This window comes from Microbacterium sp. SW12 (assembly GCF_055391095.1).
The window spans coordinates 1-15,726 of the sequence record NZ_AP024335.1 but is presented as its reverse complement, the minus strand read 5'-3'; the positions used below and the strand labels follow the sequence as shown (position 1 = coordinate 15,726).

The window sequence follows — 15,726 nt, the reverse complement described above, 5'->3', positions numbered from 1 at the left end:
TCCTCGTTTGGGCCCAGGTCACCGGGCGTCGTACATCACGGGCGATTCTATTCGTCTCCTGCTGGAGGAGCCCTGGCAGTTAGACTTGACGCATGGCACGCCCGAGCAACGACGACGAACCGATCGTCGAGAGCAGCAGCGCGGATTCCGCACCGAACCCTGTCTGGTTCAAGCCGGTCATGATCGGGCTCATGCTGCTCGGCCTGGTCTGGGTTCTGATCTTCTACATCAGCGGCACGCAGTTCCCGATTCCCGGGATCGACGCGTGGAACCTCGTCATCGGATTCGGGATCGCCTTCGTCGGCTTCCTCATGACCACACGCTGGCGCTAGCCGCGCGGATCGGTACCCACCGAATTACACCGCTGTGATTCATCCCCAGGTGTGGATGAATCTGTGGATGAATCACACGTAGAACACGGCGGGGATCGCCAGCAGCGCCAACAAGCCGACGCCGATAGCGATGAGAAGTCCGATCTGCAGCGGCTGGCGAGCCCGCGTGCGGGTTCGGGCGAACACGAGCCCGATGAGTGCTCCGACGACAAGGCCGCCAATGTGCGCCTGCCACGCGATGTTGTACCCCGGGACGAACCCGATCACGAGGTTGATGCCGAGCACGATCAGGATGCCGGTGATGTTCGCCCCGATGTGACGACCGATCACCAACAGCGCGCCAAGGAGACCGAAGACGGCGCCCGAGGCTCCGACTACCCAGATGCCGGGCGCAATCAACGCGACGCCCACGGATCCGCCGAGTCCCGAAAGCAGGTACAGCGCGACAAATCGCGCGTGACCGAGAAGCGGCTCCAGCGATCTGCCGATCATCCACAGCGCGAGCATGTTCAGTCCGATGTGGAAGAAGCTCGAGTGCAAGAAGACAGCCGTGAGCAACCGCCACGGCTCGAATGCGATCGATGGGATCACAAAGGCGCTGTTGAAGGCGAAGATGCCCTCGAGCGCGGGGATGAAAAGCTGAAGAACGAAGACCGCCGCCGTGATCGCGATGATGACGTAGGTCGCCGTCGGTCGCTGGGTTCCGACAGTCATCGGAGCCCGAGACCAGCGTCGCTCGGCCTTCTTCTGGGCAGTGGTCTGCGTCGCACGCTGCTCACGCAGGCACTCCGGGCAGATGACCCCGACTGCTGCCGGGGTTTGACACTCCGGGCAGATCGTGCGCATGCAGCGCTGGCACAGCACAAAGCTCTGCCGGTCCGGATGCCGGTAGCAGAAGTTATCGCGGTTGCTGCGGAACTCGTCGGAAGTCGTCACGGCGGACGCCGCCCTCCGGTCAGACCGAAGCGATGTCGATCGACGAGATCACGACGGGCTCGATCGGACGATCGCCCGGGCCGGTGGCAACGGCGCTGATCGCGTCGACGACACGGCGGGAGTCGTCATCCGCGACCTCACCGAAGATCGTGTGCTTGCCCTGCAGCCACTCGGGTCCTCGGCCACCCTGGCCGGGGACCGTGATGAAGAACTGGGAACCGTTCGTGCCCTCGGGCTGGCCGGTGATCGCGTTGCGGCGGAGGCCCGCGTTGGCCATTGCGAGCTTGTAGGGCTCGGTGAAGGTGAGTTCGGGGCTGATCTCGTCGTTGAAGTTGTATCCCGGTCCGCCTGTGCCGACGCCCAGCGGGTCACCGCCCTGAATCATGAAGCCTTCGATGATGCGGTGGAAGATGACGTCCGTGTACAGCGCGCCCTCGCCCGGCTTACCGGTGGCCGGGTGCGTCCACTCACGGCTTCCGTCAGAGAGCCCGACGAAGTTCTGGACGGTGCGCGGGGCCTGGTCCCCGAACAGGTTGACGACGATGTCGCCGTGGTTGGTGTGGATCGTGGCGACCGCGGTGTGCTGAGGCATGACGCCATTCTTTCAGAGTTCGCCGTGAACACTTCCCGTCTGCGGCACACATGGCAAGATGGGAAGACCACGTCGACACGACAGGGAGGGCCCCGTGAGCCTCAGCCGCAAGCGCAAGAAGGAACTCCGCAAGCTCCAGAAGCACGCGAACGACATTTGGGAGTCGCAGCAGGTGCTCGTCGGCGAAGCCGCTGACATCGCCCGGGAAGCCGGTCGGCAGCTGGGCAACTACGGCCGCGAGCAGGTCGTACCTCAGGTTCAGGAGGCCTACGGCAAGTACGCGCAGCCGTATGTCCAGCGCGGACTCGCATCGTCCAAGTCGTTCCTGACCAACCGAGCGATCCCTGCGACGGGAGCCGTCGTCGGTTCGGCCCTCTCGGCATGGGACGCCGCAAACGAGACTCGCGCGAGACTCGCTGCGGGCCGTGGACTGTCTGCGCCCGACGCCAAGAAGTACGCCAAGCTCGCCGACAAGTACGGCAAGGATGTCTCGAAGAAGCTGTCCAAGAAGCTCTCGGGACTCGAGCCCCAGAAGCAGGGGATCGGTGCCGGTGGCGTGTTCGCCATCATCCTCGGTGTCATCGCCGCAGCCGGTGTGCTTTACGCCGCCTGGCAGACCCTGCGGGCAGACGACGAGCTGTGGGTTGCCGACGACCCGCTGCGCGCTCCCGACGCCTGATTCAGATCAGCCAGTGCTGCGGCGCCCGGTTTCCGGGCGCCGCAGTCGTTTGCGCTGAAGCCTTCAGCGCGCGAAGGACTCCAGTCCCGCCATCCGCAGGCCGATGTTGACGAGGCTGACGCGCTTCAGTCGCCGCACCTCCGACAGCGGGAACCACTCGGCTCGATCCGTTGTGCCATCGGTTTCGTTGCGCAGCTCGCCGCCGGTGACGTGGGCGCGGTAGACGATGCGCAGTGCCTGCAGCGGCAGATCCGACCCGGCCACGAGTCGGCGGCGGGCGGGGATCACGCGCGAGTGGATGCCGAGAAGTTCGTCGAGCGCAACGCGGTAGCCGGTCTCTTCGCGGGCTTCGCGGCGTGCCGCAGCATCCGGACTTTCGCCGGGTTCGAGGCCGCCGCCAGGAAGGGTCCAGCCGGAGGCACCGCCTTCGTTCCAGTGCGCGAGCAGCATGCGCCTGTCGTCGTCTATGACGATCGAGTAAGCCGCGACCCGCAGATCCATGGACTTACGATACGGGAGCTGCCGGCAGCATCCCCCGCATGCGGGACCGGAACGTCGCATCCGATCGCCGCGGCGAAAGCCGTCCGCGCTCGCGCAGAATCGGAAGAACGAGGTCACCGAACGCCTCGACATCCCGGGTTCCGAAGACGGGCTCGATCAGGAACCCGTCGAGTCCCGTGCGGGCCGCAAGTTCCTCGACCCCGTCAGCCACCTCGGTCGGGTCTCCGACCAGACGGAAGCCCCGCGTGCCGCGGCCGCGCAGCTCGTCGAGAATCTCCCGCACCGTCGGAGCGGGTCGCTCCGCGCTGCCGAGGAATCGCTCGATGTTGCTGGTGCCCATCTGTCCGATCGGTCCGCCGGCGTCGAGCACCTGGTGGAGAGTCTGGTCGGGATCGAGGGTTCGCAGATCGATGCCGGTGTTGCCCGCGTAGAGAGTCGCCACAACATCGTCGGTCTGCATCCTGTCGAATTCGTCGGCAAGCTCCCTCGCCTCGGCAGAGGTCTCGGCAACGATCGCGGTCAGCCCCGCCATCGTCACGAGCGGTGTCGTGCGCCCTTCGTCGCCGGCACGTCGGTGCAGATCGGCCACCGCCGCTGCGGTGTGGCTCGGTGTCGTCGCCTGGACGAACACACACTCGGCGTGCCGCGCGGCGAAGGCCCGACCGGCCGGAGACGTGCCGGCCTGGAAGAGCAGGGGCGTGCGCTGCGGCGTAGGGGGCGCGCCATAGTAGCCGCGGGAGCGGTAGTGGTCACCCTCGTAGACCACCCGATGGATGCCGGACCGTTGCGCGTAGACGCCGGACTCGCGGTCGGCTATGAGCGCGTCGTCACTCCAGGCATCCTCCCAGTAGCGCCGCGCCAGCGAGACGTACTCTTCGGCCATCGCGTAGCGGGTGTCGTGCGCGACCATCCCGTCATGGCCGAAGAGTTCGGCAACAGCGTTCTGCGAGGCGCCCGTGACGATGTTCCAGCCGATCCGTCCACCCGAGATCACGTCCAGGGTTGAGAAGCGGCGGGCGAGCTGGACGGGGTGGTCGATGCCGGTGGTCGCGGTGACGACGAATCCGAGGTCGGACGTCTCGCGCATGAGCACCGGGAGTAGCGTTGCGGGGTCGTACCCCGAGAAGTTGATGCCCTGCGCAACGGCGTCGGCACTGATGTCATCCCCGACGATCGGATAGCCATAGCCGTCGGCGAAGAAGAGGAAGTCGAAACCGGTGGCATCCATGACCTTCGCAAGGCGCACCCAGCGCTCCGGGTCGGCGAAGTCGATCGAGTCGCTGATCGGATGCGGCCAACTGAGCGTGCCACCCACCTGGGGGCCGTACACCTCGAATACCCCGAACCGCAGTGCCGACACGTTCACTCCTTTCGCCGCGCACGCACGTGCCGCGGTGTCGCAACGCTACGCGGCGGCTGTTACGCGCGCGTGACGTTGCGAGAGGCAGGGAACCTCCGGAGGAAAACTGTGGAGCCTAGGAGATTCGAACTCCTGACATCCTGCTTGCAAAGCAGGCGCTCTACCAACTGAGCTAAGGCCCCGGGGCTTGCGTGGGGCTACCAGGACTTGAACCTGGGACCTCTTCATTATCAGTGAAGCGCTCTAACCGCCTGAGCTATAGCCCCGTGCGCTGTCGGCGCATCGCACCGTCAACCTCCAAGACTTTACCCGACGGGGCGCGGTTTCCACGAATCCGGGCGCTGGATCGCAGCGAGCGCTCCGCGCGGCCCCTCCCGGTCCGCCGTCGGAGTTCGCTTAGCCGATCCTTCATTGCGCACCGCCATGGTGGAGTTGTTGACTGAGCGGCGTGACAGACGCAACACACGCCCACGAGCCGCACGCCACCGGCGTGAGCCAGAAGCTCAACTGGCTGCGAGCCGGTGTTCTCGGTGCCAATGATGGCATCGTCTCCGTTGCCTCACTCGTTGTCGGTGTCGCGGGCGCGACGACCGACACTCCGGCGCTCCTGCTCGCAGGTGTGGCCGGCCTCGTCGGCGGCGCTATCTCGATGGCGCTCGGCGAGTACGTGTCGGTGAGCAGTCAGCGCGACAGCGAACGCGCACTCATCGCGAAAGAGCGCCGCGAACTGGCCGAGATGCCGGCGGAAGAGCTGGAAGAGTTGACGCAGCTTTACCAGGAGCGGGGTCTCAGTCGCGACACCGCGGTGCAGGTCGCGAAGGAGCTCACGGCCCACGACGCCCTCGCGGCTCACCTCGAGGTGGAACTGCACATCGATCAGGACGACCTCGTCAGCCCGTGGCAAGCCGCGTTCTCGTCGGCTGTGGCGTTCACGTTCGGAGCGCTTCTGCCGCTGCTCGCGATTCTGCTCCCCCCGCCGGAGTGGCGGGTGCCGGTCACCGTCGTGGCAGTGCTCATCGCGCTGGCGGTCACCGGTTCTATCTCCGCGCGCCTGGGCGGCGCGTCGCAGGGACGCGCTGTCTTGCGCCTGGTTATCGGTGGCGCGCTGGCGCTAGCGGCAACCTACGCGATCGGTACCCTGCTCGGCACCACCGTCGTTTAGCGCCGGCGTTCGCCGAGCCGATGCGTGAACGGCTGGCGCGTCAGTTCGAGGTGAAGCCGACGAGGAGTCCGCCGGTGACCTTCACCGCGAGGTTGTAGATGCCGGCAACAACGGCGCCCATAACGGTCACGACCACGAGGTTCAGGATCGCGACGATCGCCGAGAACGCCAGAACCTGCGGGAGCGACAAGATTGCCGACATGGAGAAGGCTTCGCCGGTCACGCTGCCGATGAACTCGTCAGCCTGCGAGATGAGGCCCGTGCTCTCCAGGATCAGGAAGATCAGGACGAAAAACACGACGGTCGCGATGGCGATCGCGACAGCCGCGAGGAACGACAGCTTCACGGCCGACCAGAAGTCAAGGTAAACGAGCCGCAGGCGCACCTGCTTCGTCGTGGTCTTGCTGGATTTCTTGGCGAGTTTGTCGGCAACCGTCGTCATGCGTCGGGACTTCCTTCAACGATCTGGGGGGAGGCGGCGTCATCCGACGCATCCGTGGCCGCGGCGACTTCTGCCACAACCCGCTCTCCGTTACGCGCGACCGCGATGATGCGATCCTCGTCATCGGGGCGGGCGAAGACGACACCCATGGTGTCGCGACCCTTGGCGGGGACCTCGGCCACGGCAGAGCGTACCACCTTGCCGCTGGCAAGAACCACCAAGACCTCGTCGTCCTCCGAGACGATCAAGCCGCCCGCGAGAACCCCTCGATCCTCAGTCAGCTTCGCGACTTTGATGCCCAGGCCACCGCGGCCCTGCTCCCGATACTGGGCCACATCCGTGCGCTTGGCGTAGCCGCCTTCGGTGACGACGAACACGTATCCCTCGTCACGAACCACGGATGCCGACAGCAGGCAATCGTCGCCGCGGAACGACATTCCCTTGACGCCCTCGGTCGCCCGTCCCATGGGTCGAAGCGCAGCATCCGTCGCGGTGAACCGCAGCGACATACCCTCACGGCTGATCAGCAGGATGTCGTCGTCCTCATTCACGAGCATCGCGGAGGTCAGTTCGTCGCCGGCATCGTCACCCTCGCCGCCACGCAGCTTGATGGCGATCACGCCGCCCTGACGGTTCGTGTCGTACTCGGTCAGGCGCGTCTTCTTCACCAGCCCACTGCGGGTGGCAAGCACCAGGTAGGGCGCCGCCTGGTAGTCGCGGATGTCGAGGATCTGGGCGATCTCCTCCTCGGGCTGGAGCGCGAGGAAGTTCGCCACGTGCTGGCCCTTCGCATCGCGACCGGCCTCGGGAAGCTCGTACGCCTTCGCACGGTAGACGCGGCCCTTGTTGGTGAAGAACAACAGCCAGTGATGGGTCGTCGTGACGAAGAAGTGCTCGACCACGTCGTCGGCCCGCAGTTGCGCGCCCTTGACGCCCTTGCCGCCACGGTGCTGCGAGCGATAGTTGTCGCTGCGCGTGCGTTTGATGTACCCCGCGCGGGTGACGGTGATGACCATCTCTTCTTCGGGGATCAGGTCTTCCACCGACATGTCGCCGTCGTAGCCGGGAAGGATCTCGGTGCGGCGGTCGTCGCCGAATCGATCGACGATCGCGGTGAGTTCGTCGCGGATGATGGAACGCTGCCGCGTGGGGTCGGCCAGGATCGCCTGGAAGTCCAGGATCTGGGCCTCGAGCTCGGTGGCTTCGTCGATGATCTTCTGCCGTTCGAGGGCAGCGAGGCGGCGCAACTGCATCTGCAGGATCGCATCGGCCTGGATGTCGTCGATCTCGAGCAGGTCCTTCAGACCCTCGCGCGCATCCTCCACCGTCGCCGAGCGACGGATGAGGGCGATGACCTCGTCGAGCGCATCGAGCGCCTTGAGATACCCACGCAGGATGTGCATCCGCTCTTCGGCCTTGCGCAGCCGATACCGGGTGCGCCGGACGATGACGTCGACCTGGTGCTCGATCCAGTAGCTGATGAAGCCGTCAAGCGGCAGCGTGCGCGGCACACCGTCGACGATGGCCAGCATGTTCGCGCCGAAGTTCTCTTGCAGTTGCGTGTGCTTGTAGAGGTTGTTGAGCACGACCTTGGCGACCGCGTCGCGCTTGAGCACGATGACCAGGCGCTGACCGGTGCGGCCCGATGTCTCGTCGCGGATATCGGCGATACCCGTGATCTTGCCCTCGCGCGCGAGGTCACCGATCTTTACCGCGACGTTGTCGGGGTTGACCTGGTACGGCAGCTCGGTGATCACCAGGCACGTGCGTCCCTGGATCTCCTCGACGTTGACCACGGCCCGCATCGTGATCGATCCGCGGCCGGTGCGATAGGCATCCTTGATCCCCTTGGTACCGAGTATCTGCGCGGATGTCGGGAAGTCGGGCCCGGGGATGCGCTCCATGAGAGCTTCGAGGAGCTCCTCGCGGGTGGCCTCGGGGTGCTCGAGCGCCCACAGCGCACCGGCCGAGACCTCGCGCAGGTTGTGCGGTGGGATGTTCGTCGCCATCCCGACGGCGATACCCACTGAACCGTTGACCAACAGGTTCGGGAACCGGGCCGGCAGGACGACCGGCTCCTGCGTCTGCCCGTCGTAGTTGGGCTGGAAGTCGACGGTCTCTTCCTCGATGTCGCGCACCATTTCGAGAGCGAGCGGCGCCATCTTGGTCTCGGTGTATCGAGGTGCCGCAGCCCCCTGGTTGCCCGGCGTCCCGAAGTTGCCCTGGCCGAGCGCGAGCGGATAACGCAGCGCCCACGGTTGAACGAGGCGGACGAGGGTGTCGTAGATCGCGGAGTCACCGTGCGGGTGATACTGACCCATGACCTCGCCGACGACGCGCGAGCACTTCGAGAAGGACTTGTCGGGGCGGTATCCGCCGTCGTACATGCCGTAGATCACGCGGCGGTGCACGGGCTTCAGGCCGTCGCGCACATCGGGGAGGGCGCGGCCGACGATGACGCTCATCGCGTAGTCGAGGTAGGACCGCTGCATCTCCAGCTGCAGGTCGACCTGATCGATTCGACCGTGGTTGTGCACCGGCTCGGGACGTTGTTCGTCTGCCATGTCTGTCTCTACTTCGTCGTTTCGATGTGCTCGCGTGCTCAGATGTCCAGGAAGCGGACGTCTTTCGCGTTTCGCTGGATGAACCCTCGGCGAGACTCCACGTCCTCGCCCATGAGGATCGAGAAGATCTCATCGGCGGCGGCGGCATCGTCGATCGTGACCTGCCGCAGCGTTCGGGTCTGTGGATCCATCGTGGTCTCCCACAGCTCCTCGGCGTTCATCTCACCGAGACCCTTGTAGCGCTGGATCGCGTTGTCCTTCGGGATCCGCTTGCCCGCGGCGGCACCCTCGGTCAGAAGGGCATCGCGCTCGCGGTCCGAGTACACGTACTCGTGGGGGGAGTTGGACCACTTGATCCGGTAGAGAGGCGGCTGCGCGAGATAGACGTAGCCGGCTTCGACGAGACCGCGCATGTAGCGGAACAGCAGGGTCAGCAGCAGCGTCGTGATGTGCTGGCCGTCGACGTCGGCATCCGTCATCAGCACGATCTTGTGGTACCGCGCCTTCGCGATGTCGAAGTCCTCGCCGATCCCCGTGCCGAAGGCCGAGATCATGGCCTGCACTTCCTTGTTCCCGAGGGCCCGGTCAAGACGCGCCCGTTCGACGTTGAGGATCTTGCCGCGAAGGGCGAGGATCGCCTGCGTGTGCGGATCGCGACCGCCGACCGCCGACCCACCGGCGGAGTCACCCTCCACGAGGAAGATCTCACTGATCGAGGGGTCCTTGGAGACGCAGTCCTTGAGCTTGTCGGGCATCGCCGCCGACTCGAAGACGCTCTTGCGGCGTGCGGTCTCACGGGCCTTGCGGGCCGCCAGTCGTGCGGTCGCGGCATCGATGGCCTTGCGGATGACGTTCTTGGCCTGCGCAGGATTGCGGTCCAACCAGTCCGTCAACTGGTCGCCGACCACCTTCTGCACGAAGGCCTTCGCTTCGGTGTTGCCGAGCTTCGTCTTGGTCTGGCCCTCGAACTGAGGCTCCGAGAGCTTCACGGAGATGACGGCGGTGAGTCCCTCGCGGATGTCTTCACCCGTGAGGTTGTCGTCCTTCTCCTTGAGCATGCCCTGGGCCCTGGCGTACCTGTTCACGAGGGTCGTCAGAGCGGCTCGGAATCCCTCTTCGTGGGTTCCGCCCTCGTGGGTGTTGATCGTGTTCGCGAATGTGAACACGTTCTCGGTGTAGCTCGTGGTCCACTGCATCGCCAGCTCGAGCGAGATGTGGCGCTCGGTGTCTTCGGATTCGACCTCGATGATCTCGTCGTTGACGACCTCGGTCTTTCGCACCTTGTTGAGGTATTCCACATAGTCGACGAGCCCGCGCTCATAGAGGAAGTCGTCGTGCGGCTGGGTGGCACTGGTGCTTCCCGACTGGTCGTCGACGACGTAGGCCGACTCGGGACGCTCGTCCCGCAAGGTGATGCGCAGTCCCTTGTTGAGGAAGGCCATCTGCTGGAACCGGGTGCGGAGCGTGTCGTAGTCGAAGTGGACGGTATCGAAGATCCCGGCATCCGGCCAGAACGTGATGGTCGTTCCGGTCTCATCGCTCGGCTCGCCCTTCTCGAGCGGTGCCAGGGGCGTGCCGCCCTCGCGGAAGGACTGGCGCCAGACGAATCCCTGGCGCTTGACCTCGACCTCGAGCCTCGTCGACAACGCGTTCACGACGGAGGAACCGACGCCGTGCAGACCGCCCGAGACCGCATACCCGCCGCCACCGAACTTGCCACCCGCGTGGAGCACCGTCAGGACGACCTCGACGGTGGACTTCCCCTCGGTTCGGTGCATGTCGACGGGGATTCCGCGGCCGTTGTCGACCACCCGCACGGCGCCGTCCTCGAGGATCGTGACGGTGATGGTGTCGCAGTAGCCGGCGAGGGCCTCGTCGACGGAGTTGTCGACGATCTCGTAGACCAGGTGGTGCAGGCCTCGCTCACCGGTCGAACCGATGTACATGCCGGGGCGCTTGCGCACCGCCTCCAGACCCTCGAGCACCTGGATCGCGTCAGCCCCGTATTCGTTCTGGACCTTGCCGGCGTTTGCGAGCTGGGGATCTTCGGGAACGCTTTCAGGGACTTCTGAGGGCATGGTGAGAGGCGCTCCACATCGACGATAGGACTGTCGGCCAGTCTATCAAGTCCAGGCCCGCATTCAGCCCTCTACGGGCCTGTGGCGCGATGAAATTCGCCGTGACGTCCCGGGAGGTGGGTCAGCCGTAGGTATCGCGCGGACCGCGTCCTGGAACGGCTCTCGGCCCCCATTTCCAGGAGGGGACGTCCGGCCCGATGAAGCGGACGCTGTCGACACCTGCGTCCGGGAACCTCCGGACGATCTCGGTGAGGATCTGCGAACGCATGTTCTGCAACTGCCGGGCCCACGCCGTCGAATCGGCCTGGACCGTGAGGATCCCGTCGACGAATCCCACGGGGCGCGTGTGACGCGCCGTCTCGGCCCCGGCCACCTCGTTCCAGGTGAGAACCACATCTTCCCGGGCCAACTGGGCGTCCCATCCCGCCTCCCTGGTGAGGTCGGTGAGGATGTCGGCAACACCCTTCGGATCGCGACCCGGGGTGAACGGCTCGTTGTCGTCATCCGTTCGACGCCGCCGGCGCCGGGCGACACGCGCCGTCGGGGCAAGCCCTCGAAGACGCAGATAGGTGGCGATGGTTTCGGGCACCGACGATGCCTGATCCGTATCGGCGGTCATGACGAACCCCCCTCCGCCGGGCTGCCCGCCCCGGTGACATCCGCTGTTCCGGCTCCACTCAGGGTGCCGGCCTCGACGCGGACTGTGCCGACGCGAAGCGCAGCCGGGACATCCTGCTCCACCGCAGCGGTCACGATCACCTGCTCGAACGCGCCGACGATGTCGGCGAGTCTTGCCCGGCGGCCCGCGTCGAGTTCGGCGAAGACGTCGTCGAGGATGACGATCGGGTCACCCAGCTGCGACTCGGCTCGGAGCAGGTGAGCGGACGCGATCCGCAGCGCCAGGGCCAGCGACCACGATTCACCGTGCGAGGCGTATCCGCGCGCCGGCAGACCGCGAAGCGAGAGCAACAGATCGTCCCGGTGCGGACCCACGAGGTTGACGCCGCGCTCCAGTTCCGACGCACGCTTGTCTCGGAGCGCAGCGCGGAACCGCTCGAACAGGTCGCCGGTCTCGGTGACACCGACGGTGCGCTCATCGTCATCGGGATCGGCGCCGTCGACGGAGAGTACCCAGCGCGCATCGGGGGTGTGATCTGCCCCGGCGATCGACGCGTAGGCATCCGCGATCGGTCCTGCAAGATCCCTGACCAGCGCCTCGCGGGCGCGGATGATCTCGACCCCGAGCGCGACGAGCTTGTCATCCCACACATCCAGGGTCGGGAGGGCTTCAGCGTCCAGGCGCCTGGCGCGGGCCGATTTCAGCAGCGCCCCGCGCTGCTTGAGAACGCGGTCGTAGTCGGCGAGTGTCGCCGACAGTCGCGGGTATCGCTGCACCAGAAGCTGGTCGGCGAAGCGGCGCCGCGCGCCCGGATCACCGCGGACGATCTGCAGGTCTTCCGGCGCGAACAGGACGACATGCGCGTAACGTCCGAGCTCTCCGGTGCGGATGCCGGTTCCGTTCACCTGCGCACGGTTGGAGCCCTGGCGGTTGATCTGGACGTCGACGTTCAACCGCCGTTCCCCGTGCGCGAGGGTTGCCCGAACGATGGCGAAGTCCGAACCGTCGCGCACCAGCGGTGCGTCAGATGACACGCGGTGGGAACCGGCCGTCGCGAGATATCCGACAGCTTCAGCGAGATTGGTCTTGCCCTGACCGTTGCTTCCGACCAGAACCGTCGGTCCGGTGGAGAGCTCAAGCTCGGCACGAGCGTAGTTGCGGAAGTCGGTGAGACTCAGCCGCTCGACAATCATCGGTACAGGCTATCCGCCACCGGCGACGCGCAACCCGCGTCGGCGATCAGCGCAGCAGCAGGTTGGGCTGCAGCAGGTACTTGAAGGAATCCTCGCCCGAACGGTCGACCGAGGTCTGGGCGGTAATCAGCACGGGGCTCAGCTTGTTGGCGTTATCGCTCGAGGTGAAGGTCACCCGTGCGAACTCGCTGCGAACCGCGCCGAGAGCCTCGAGCAGGTACTGCGGGTTCAAGCCCAGCGTGACATCGTCACCGCTCAGCGTCGCATCGACGGATTCGGTAGCCCGGGCCTGTTCGGTGCCGGCGGCATCCATCGACACGCCCTCTGCGGTGAACGTGAACCGCAGCGGCGCTGACCGGTCAAGCACCAGCGACACACGGCGCACCGCTTCGGCGAACTCCGAGGTGCTGACGACTGCGTGGTGTTCGGTCTGCTCGGGGAACAGCCGGCGGACCGGAGGGAAGTTGCCCTTGATCAGCAGAGACGTGACTGTCTTGTTGCCCGCCGTGAACGCGATGATCTCGCGGTCGCCGCTCCCCGAGAACGCGATCGAGATCTGCCCCGAGTGCGCGAAGGTCTTGCCGACCTCGGTCAAAGTGCGGGCGGGAACGAGAGCTGTCGCACCCTCTTCGGATGCTCCACCTGCCGGATCCCAGGGAATCTCCCGCAGGGCGACCCGGTAGCGGTCGGTGGCGACGAGGCTCAGACGGTTGCCGGAGACTTCGAGCTGAACACCGGTCAGCACCGGCGTGACATCGTCGCGGGATGCCGCGAAGGCTACCTGCGCGATCGCGGTGGCGAAATCTTCGGCGGGGACGAGACCCGACTCGCCCGTGACTTCGGGAATCGCAGGGTACTCGGCAACCGGCATGGATGCGAGCGTGAAGGTCGCCGAACCGCAGGTCAGCAGGATCCCGCCGTCGTCGTCAACGCGAACAGTGACCGGAGCGTTGGGCAACCGGTTCGCGATCTCGGACAGCAATCGACCGTGGACGAGAATCGTCCCCGGGTCATCGACCGTTGCCTCGATGAGGGTTCGTGCCGATGCTTCGTAGTCGAACGCCGACAACGACAGGCCGTCTGCGCTTGCCTCGATGAGGATGCCCGCCAGGATCGGCTGCGGATTGCGTTGTGGCAGCAGCTTGACGACGAACGACACAGCCTCGCTGAACACATCGCGGTTGACTTCGAACCTCACGTGCGCTCCCTCGATCCGGTTGGGCTCTCCCATGCTAGTGCCCACATGTCTTGTGACTTCAAGAGATCCGCGGGGGCTCGCCCTGACGGCAGCGTCGCACCGAAGGTCATCGAACCGGATTCATCTCAAGAAGTTCTTTGTCATGGTGTTAACAGCTGTGGGAACTGTGGATGAATCGCGCGATCCCTTGTGCCGAGCCGAAACCACATTCGTGTCATTTGTGGAGGGACTGCGGATGAGTTGCGTGAAGCGACGCGTCGTCGTTCGCGACGGAAGCTCTCGTTCCACAAGCGCGCGCAGCTTCATTCACAACTGAGCGTGCAGCTTCCACACTTATCCACAAGTTATCCACACTGTGGGGAACGCGTATTTTTGTGCCACCACCCGCGTCGTGTCAAGTGAGAATCCATGAGCTTCCTATGAGCCCCGGATTGGTCGCAAGCGAGTCGGCTCAGCGGCCGTTGCGGCCCAGCTGAGCGGTGATCTCAGACACCTGGTTGTAGATGGAGCGACGTTCCTTCATGAGGTCGCTGATCTTTTTGTAGGCGTACATCACCGTCGTGTGATCGCGGTTCCCGAAGAGCTGCCCGATCTTCGGCAGCGAGAGGCTCGTCCGCTCTCGGCACAGATACATGGCGATCTGACGGGCGGTGGCGACTGCCTGCGAGCGGCTGGACCCGTAAAGGTCGTCGACCGAAAGCTTGAAGTACGTAGCGGTGGCCGCGATGATGTCGGTCGGTGAGATGACGTTGGCGTCATCCTGATCGATGATGTCGCGCAGCACGGTCTGGGCCAGCGAGATGTCGAGGCTCGAGCGGTTCAAGCTCGCGAAAGCCGAGACCCGGATGAGTGCGCCCTCGAGTTCGCGGATGTTCGATGAGACCGCGGTGGCGATGTACTCCAGGACGTCGTCGGGAATGTGGAGTCGCTCACTCTGCGCCTTCTTACGCAGGATCGCGATGCGCGTTTCGAGGTCGGGTGCTTGGACATCGGTGATGAGGCCCCACTCGAACCGACTCCGCATCCGATCTTCGAACCCGGTCAGGTGCTTCGGGGGCACGTCGCTCGTGATCACGACCTGCTTGTCGTGGTCATGGAGCTGGTTGAAGGTGTGGAAGAAGGCTTCCTGGGTCTCTGCGCGGCCCTGCAAGAACTGGATGTCGTCGATGAGGAGGATGTCGACATCCCGGTATCGAGCCTGGAACGCGGCGCCCCGGTTGTTGGCGATCGAGTTGATGAAGTCGTTCGTGAACTCTTCGCTGGAGACGTATCGAACCTTGATCCCGGCATAGAGGCTGATCGCGTAATCGCCGATCGCGTGCAAGAGGTGGGTCTTGCCGAGTCCGGAATCGCCGTAGATGAAGAGCGGGTTGTAGGCCTTGGCCGGCGCCTCAGCGACGGCTACCGCGGCTGCATGAGCGAACCGGTTGGACTGGCCGATGACGAAGTTGTCGAAGGTGTACTTCGGGTTCAAGCGCGTGTCGGTTCGCGACGAGGTGTTCGTCGACTCGACGGGTTCCTCGGCAGCGCGGTGAACGGATGCCGCGGGCGGGGCTGCCAGCGGCATGACCGCTGTCAGGTGAGACTCGGCCAGGTCAGGGTTCACGACCACACGGAAAGCCGACACGCTCTCACCACTGCCATCCTCAGCGTGAGCCAGTGCCTCGAGAATCGGCGCGCGCATCCTCTTATTGATCTGCGCTGCGGTCAGCTCATTGGGAACATCGAGGTAGAGGGTTCCACCCATGACGCCCTGCGCCACCGCGAGATTGAGGAATCCTTCGAGCTGCGGAGTGATGCGATCGTCCCCGCGCATGATCTCCAGTGCGGCAGTCCAAACCGGAACATCGGGAATCTCCTGGGTCACCATGGCCCCCCTCAGGCATTAGCGGCATCGGTGCGGCGAGCCCGTCCCCGGCTGTGGATAACTTTCGGAGCAACGGTAGTCAGCGGCATCCGTCAGCGCAAAATCAACTGTAGACGCGACGCGCGTGTCGTCTCCAGATGGTGGATGACGCTGGGGATAATGTTCCTTCCCCTCCGGTCGGTTTGAGTTCGGGAGCTTCGCGA

General features: G+C 65.1%; 14 protein-coding genes and 2 tRNA genes. 3 read left to right on the top strand and 13 right to left on the bottom strand.

Annotated elements, in window-relative coordinates:
* Nucleotides 1-92: 92 nt before the first annotated feature.
* Entirely contained in the window at nucleotides 93-332 is a 240-nt protein-coding gene (locus MICSW_RS00080; RefSeq protein WP_464496431.1) for a cell division protein CrgA, read from the top strand.
* Nucleotides 333-404: 72 nt separating this feature from the next.
* Here the strand turns inward: MICSW_RS00080 and MICSW_RS00075 are convergent, their stop codons facing one another.
* Nucleotides 405-1,268, bottom strand: coding sequence for a rhomboid family intramembrane serine protease (locus tag MICSW_RS00075; protein ID WP_228179221.1), 864 nt, complete (start codon nucleotides 1,266-1,268; stop codon nucleotides 405-407).
* 19 nt (nucleotides 1,269-1,287) lie between these two features.
* On the bottom strand, nucleotides 1,288-1,860 hold the full coding sequence (locus MICSW_RS00070) for a peptidylprolyl isomerase (RefSeq protein WP_228179220.1): 573 nt from the start codon (nucleotides 1,858-1,860) through the stop codon (nucleotides 1,288-1,290).
* 94 nt (nucleotides 1,861-1,954) lie between these two features.
* On the opposite strand from MICSW_RS00070, the gene MICSW_RS00065 reads away from it, so the two are divergent.
* Complete coding sequence (locus MICSW_RS00065) at nucleotides 1,955-2,539, top strand: DNA helicase (RefSeq protein WP_292730096.1); 585 nt, start codon at nucleotides 1,955-1,957, stop codon at nucleotides 2,537-2,539.
* Between the two features lie 63 nt (nucleotides 2,540-2,602).
* Here MICSW_RS00065 and MICSW_RS00060 read toward each other — a convergent pair whose 3' ends face one another.
* The 4 genes from MICSW_RS00060 to MICSW_RS00045 form a co-directional block, all read right to left on the bottom strand.
* Nucleotides 2,603-3,040, bottom strand: a complete 438-nt coding sequence (locus tag MICSW_RS00060) for an NUDIX hydrolase (RefSeq protein ID WP_228179218.1) — start codon at nucleotides 3,038-3,040, stop codon at nucleotides 2,603-2,605.
* Nucleotides 3,041-3,044: 4 nt separating this feature from the next.
* Entirely contained in the window at nucleotides 3,045-4,400 is a 1,356-nt protein-coding gene (locus MICSW_RS00055; protein WP_292730100.1) for an NtaA/DmoA family FMN-dependent monooxygenase, read from the bottom strand.
* Between the two features lie 109 nt (nucleotides 4,401-4,509).
* Nucleotides 4,510-4,582 (bottom strand) — tRNA-Ala (locus MICSW_RS00050).
* A gap of 10 nt (nucleotides 4,583-4,592) precedes the next feature.
* Nucleotides 4,593-4,666: transfer RNA gene (locus MICSW_RS00045), tRNA-Ile, on the bottom strand.
* A gap of 182 nt (nucleotides 4,667-4,848) precedes the next feature.
* On the opposite strand from MICSW_RS00045, the gene MICSW_RS00040 reads away from it, so the two are divergent.
* The gene (locus tag MICSW_RS00040) at nucleotides 4,849-5,562 is read left to right on the top strand and encodes a VIT1/CCC1 transporter family protein (protein ID WP_228179216.1); all 714 of its coding nucleotides are present in this window, start codon (nucleotides 4,849-4,851) and stop codon (nucleotides 5,560-5,562) included.
* Between the two features lie 40 nt (nucleotides 5,563-5,602).
* On the opposite strand, the gene MICSW_RS00035 is transcribed toward MICSW_RS00040, so the two are convergent.
* The 7 genes from MICSW_RS00035 to dnaA form a co-directional block, all read right to left on the bottom strand.
* The gene (locus tag MICSW_RS00035; protein ID WP_228179215.1) at nucleotides 5,603-6,004 is read right to left on the bottom strand and encodes a DUF3566 domain-containing protein; all 402 of its coding nucleotides are present in this window, start codon (nucleotides 6,002-6,004) and stop codon (nucleotides 5,603-5,605) included.
* Nucleotides 6,001-8,568 (bottom strand): DNA gyrase subunit A, encoded by a 2,568-nt coding sequence (gene gyrA, locus MICSW_RS00030; protein WP_464496430.1) that lies wholly within the window; start codon nucleotides 8,566-8,568, stop codon nucleotides 6,001-6,003. The genes MICSW_RS00035 and gyrA overlap by 4 nt, the downstream gene beginning before the upstream one ends.
* Before the next feature lie 38 nt (nucleotides 8,569-8,606).
* Nucleotides 8,607-10,646: a DNA topoisomerase (ATP-hydrolyzing) subunit B gene (gene gyrB / locus MICSW_RS00025; RefSeq protein WP_464496429.1), complete on the bottom strand. Its 2,040-nt coding sequence runs from the start codon at nucleotides 10,644-10,646 to the stop codon at nucleotides 8,607-8,609.
* A 121-nt stretch (nucleotides 10,647-10,767) separates the two neighbouring features.
* Entirely contained in the window at nucleotides 10,768-11,265 is a 498-nt protein-coding gene (locus tag MICSW_RS00020) for a DciA family protein (RefSeq protein ID WP_464496428.1), read from the bottom strand.
* A complete protein-coding gene (recF, locus tag MICSW_RS00015) occupies nucleotides 11,262-12,458 on the bottom strand; it encodes a DNA replication/repair protein RecF (protein ID WP_464496427.1) in 1,197 nt (398 codons plus the stop codon). The genes MICSW_RS00020 and recF overlap by 4 nt, the downstream gene beginning before the upstream one ends.
* A gap of 46 nt (nucleotides 12,459-12,504) precedes the next feature.
* Nucleotides 12,505-13,656: a DNA polymerase III subunit beta gene (gene dnaN, locus MICSW_RS00010; RefSeq protein WP_292729783.1), complete on the bottom strand. Its 1,152-nt coding sequence runs from the start codon at nucleotides 13,654-13,656 to the stop codon at nucleotides 12,505-12,507.
* A 451-nt stretch (nucleotides 13,657-14,107) separates the two neighbouring features.
* A complete protein-coding gene (gene dnaA, locus MICSW_RS00005) occupies nucleotides 14,108-15,403 on the bottom strand; it encodes a chromosomal replication initiator protein DnaA (protein WP_464498437.1) in 1,296 nt (431 codons plus the stop codon).
* Nucleotides 15,404-15,726 lie beyond the last annotated feature (323 nt).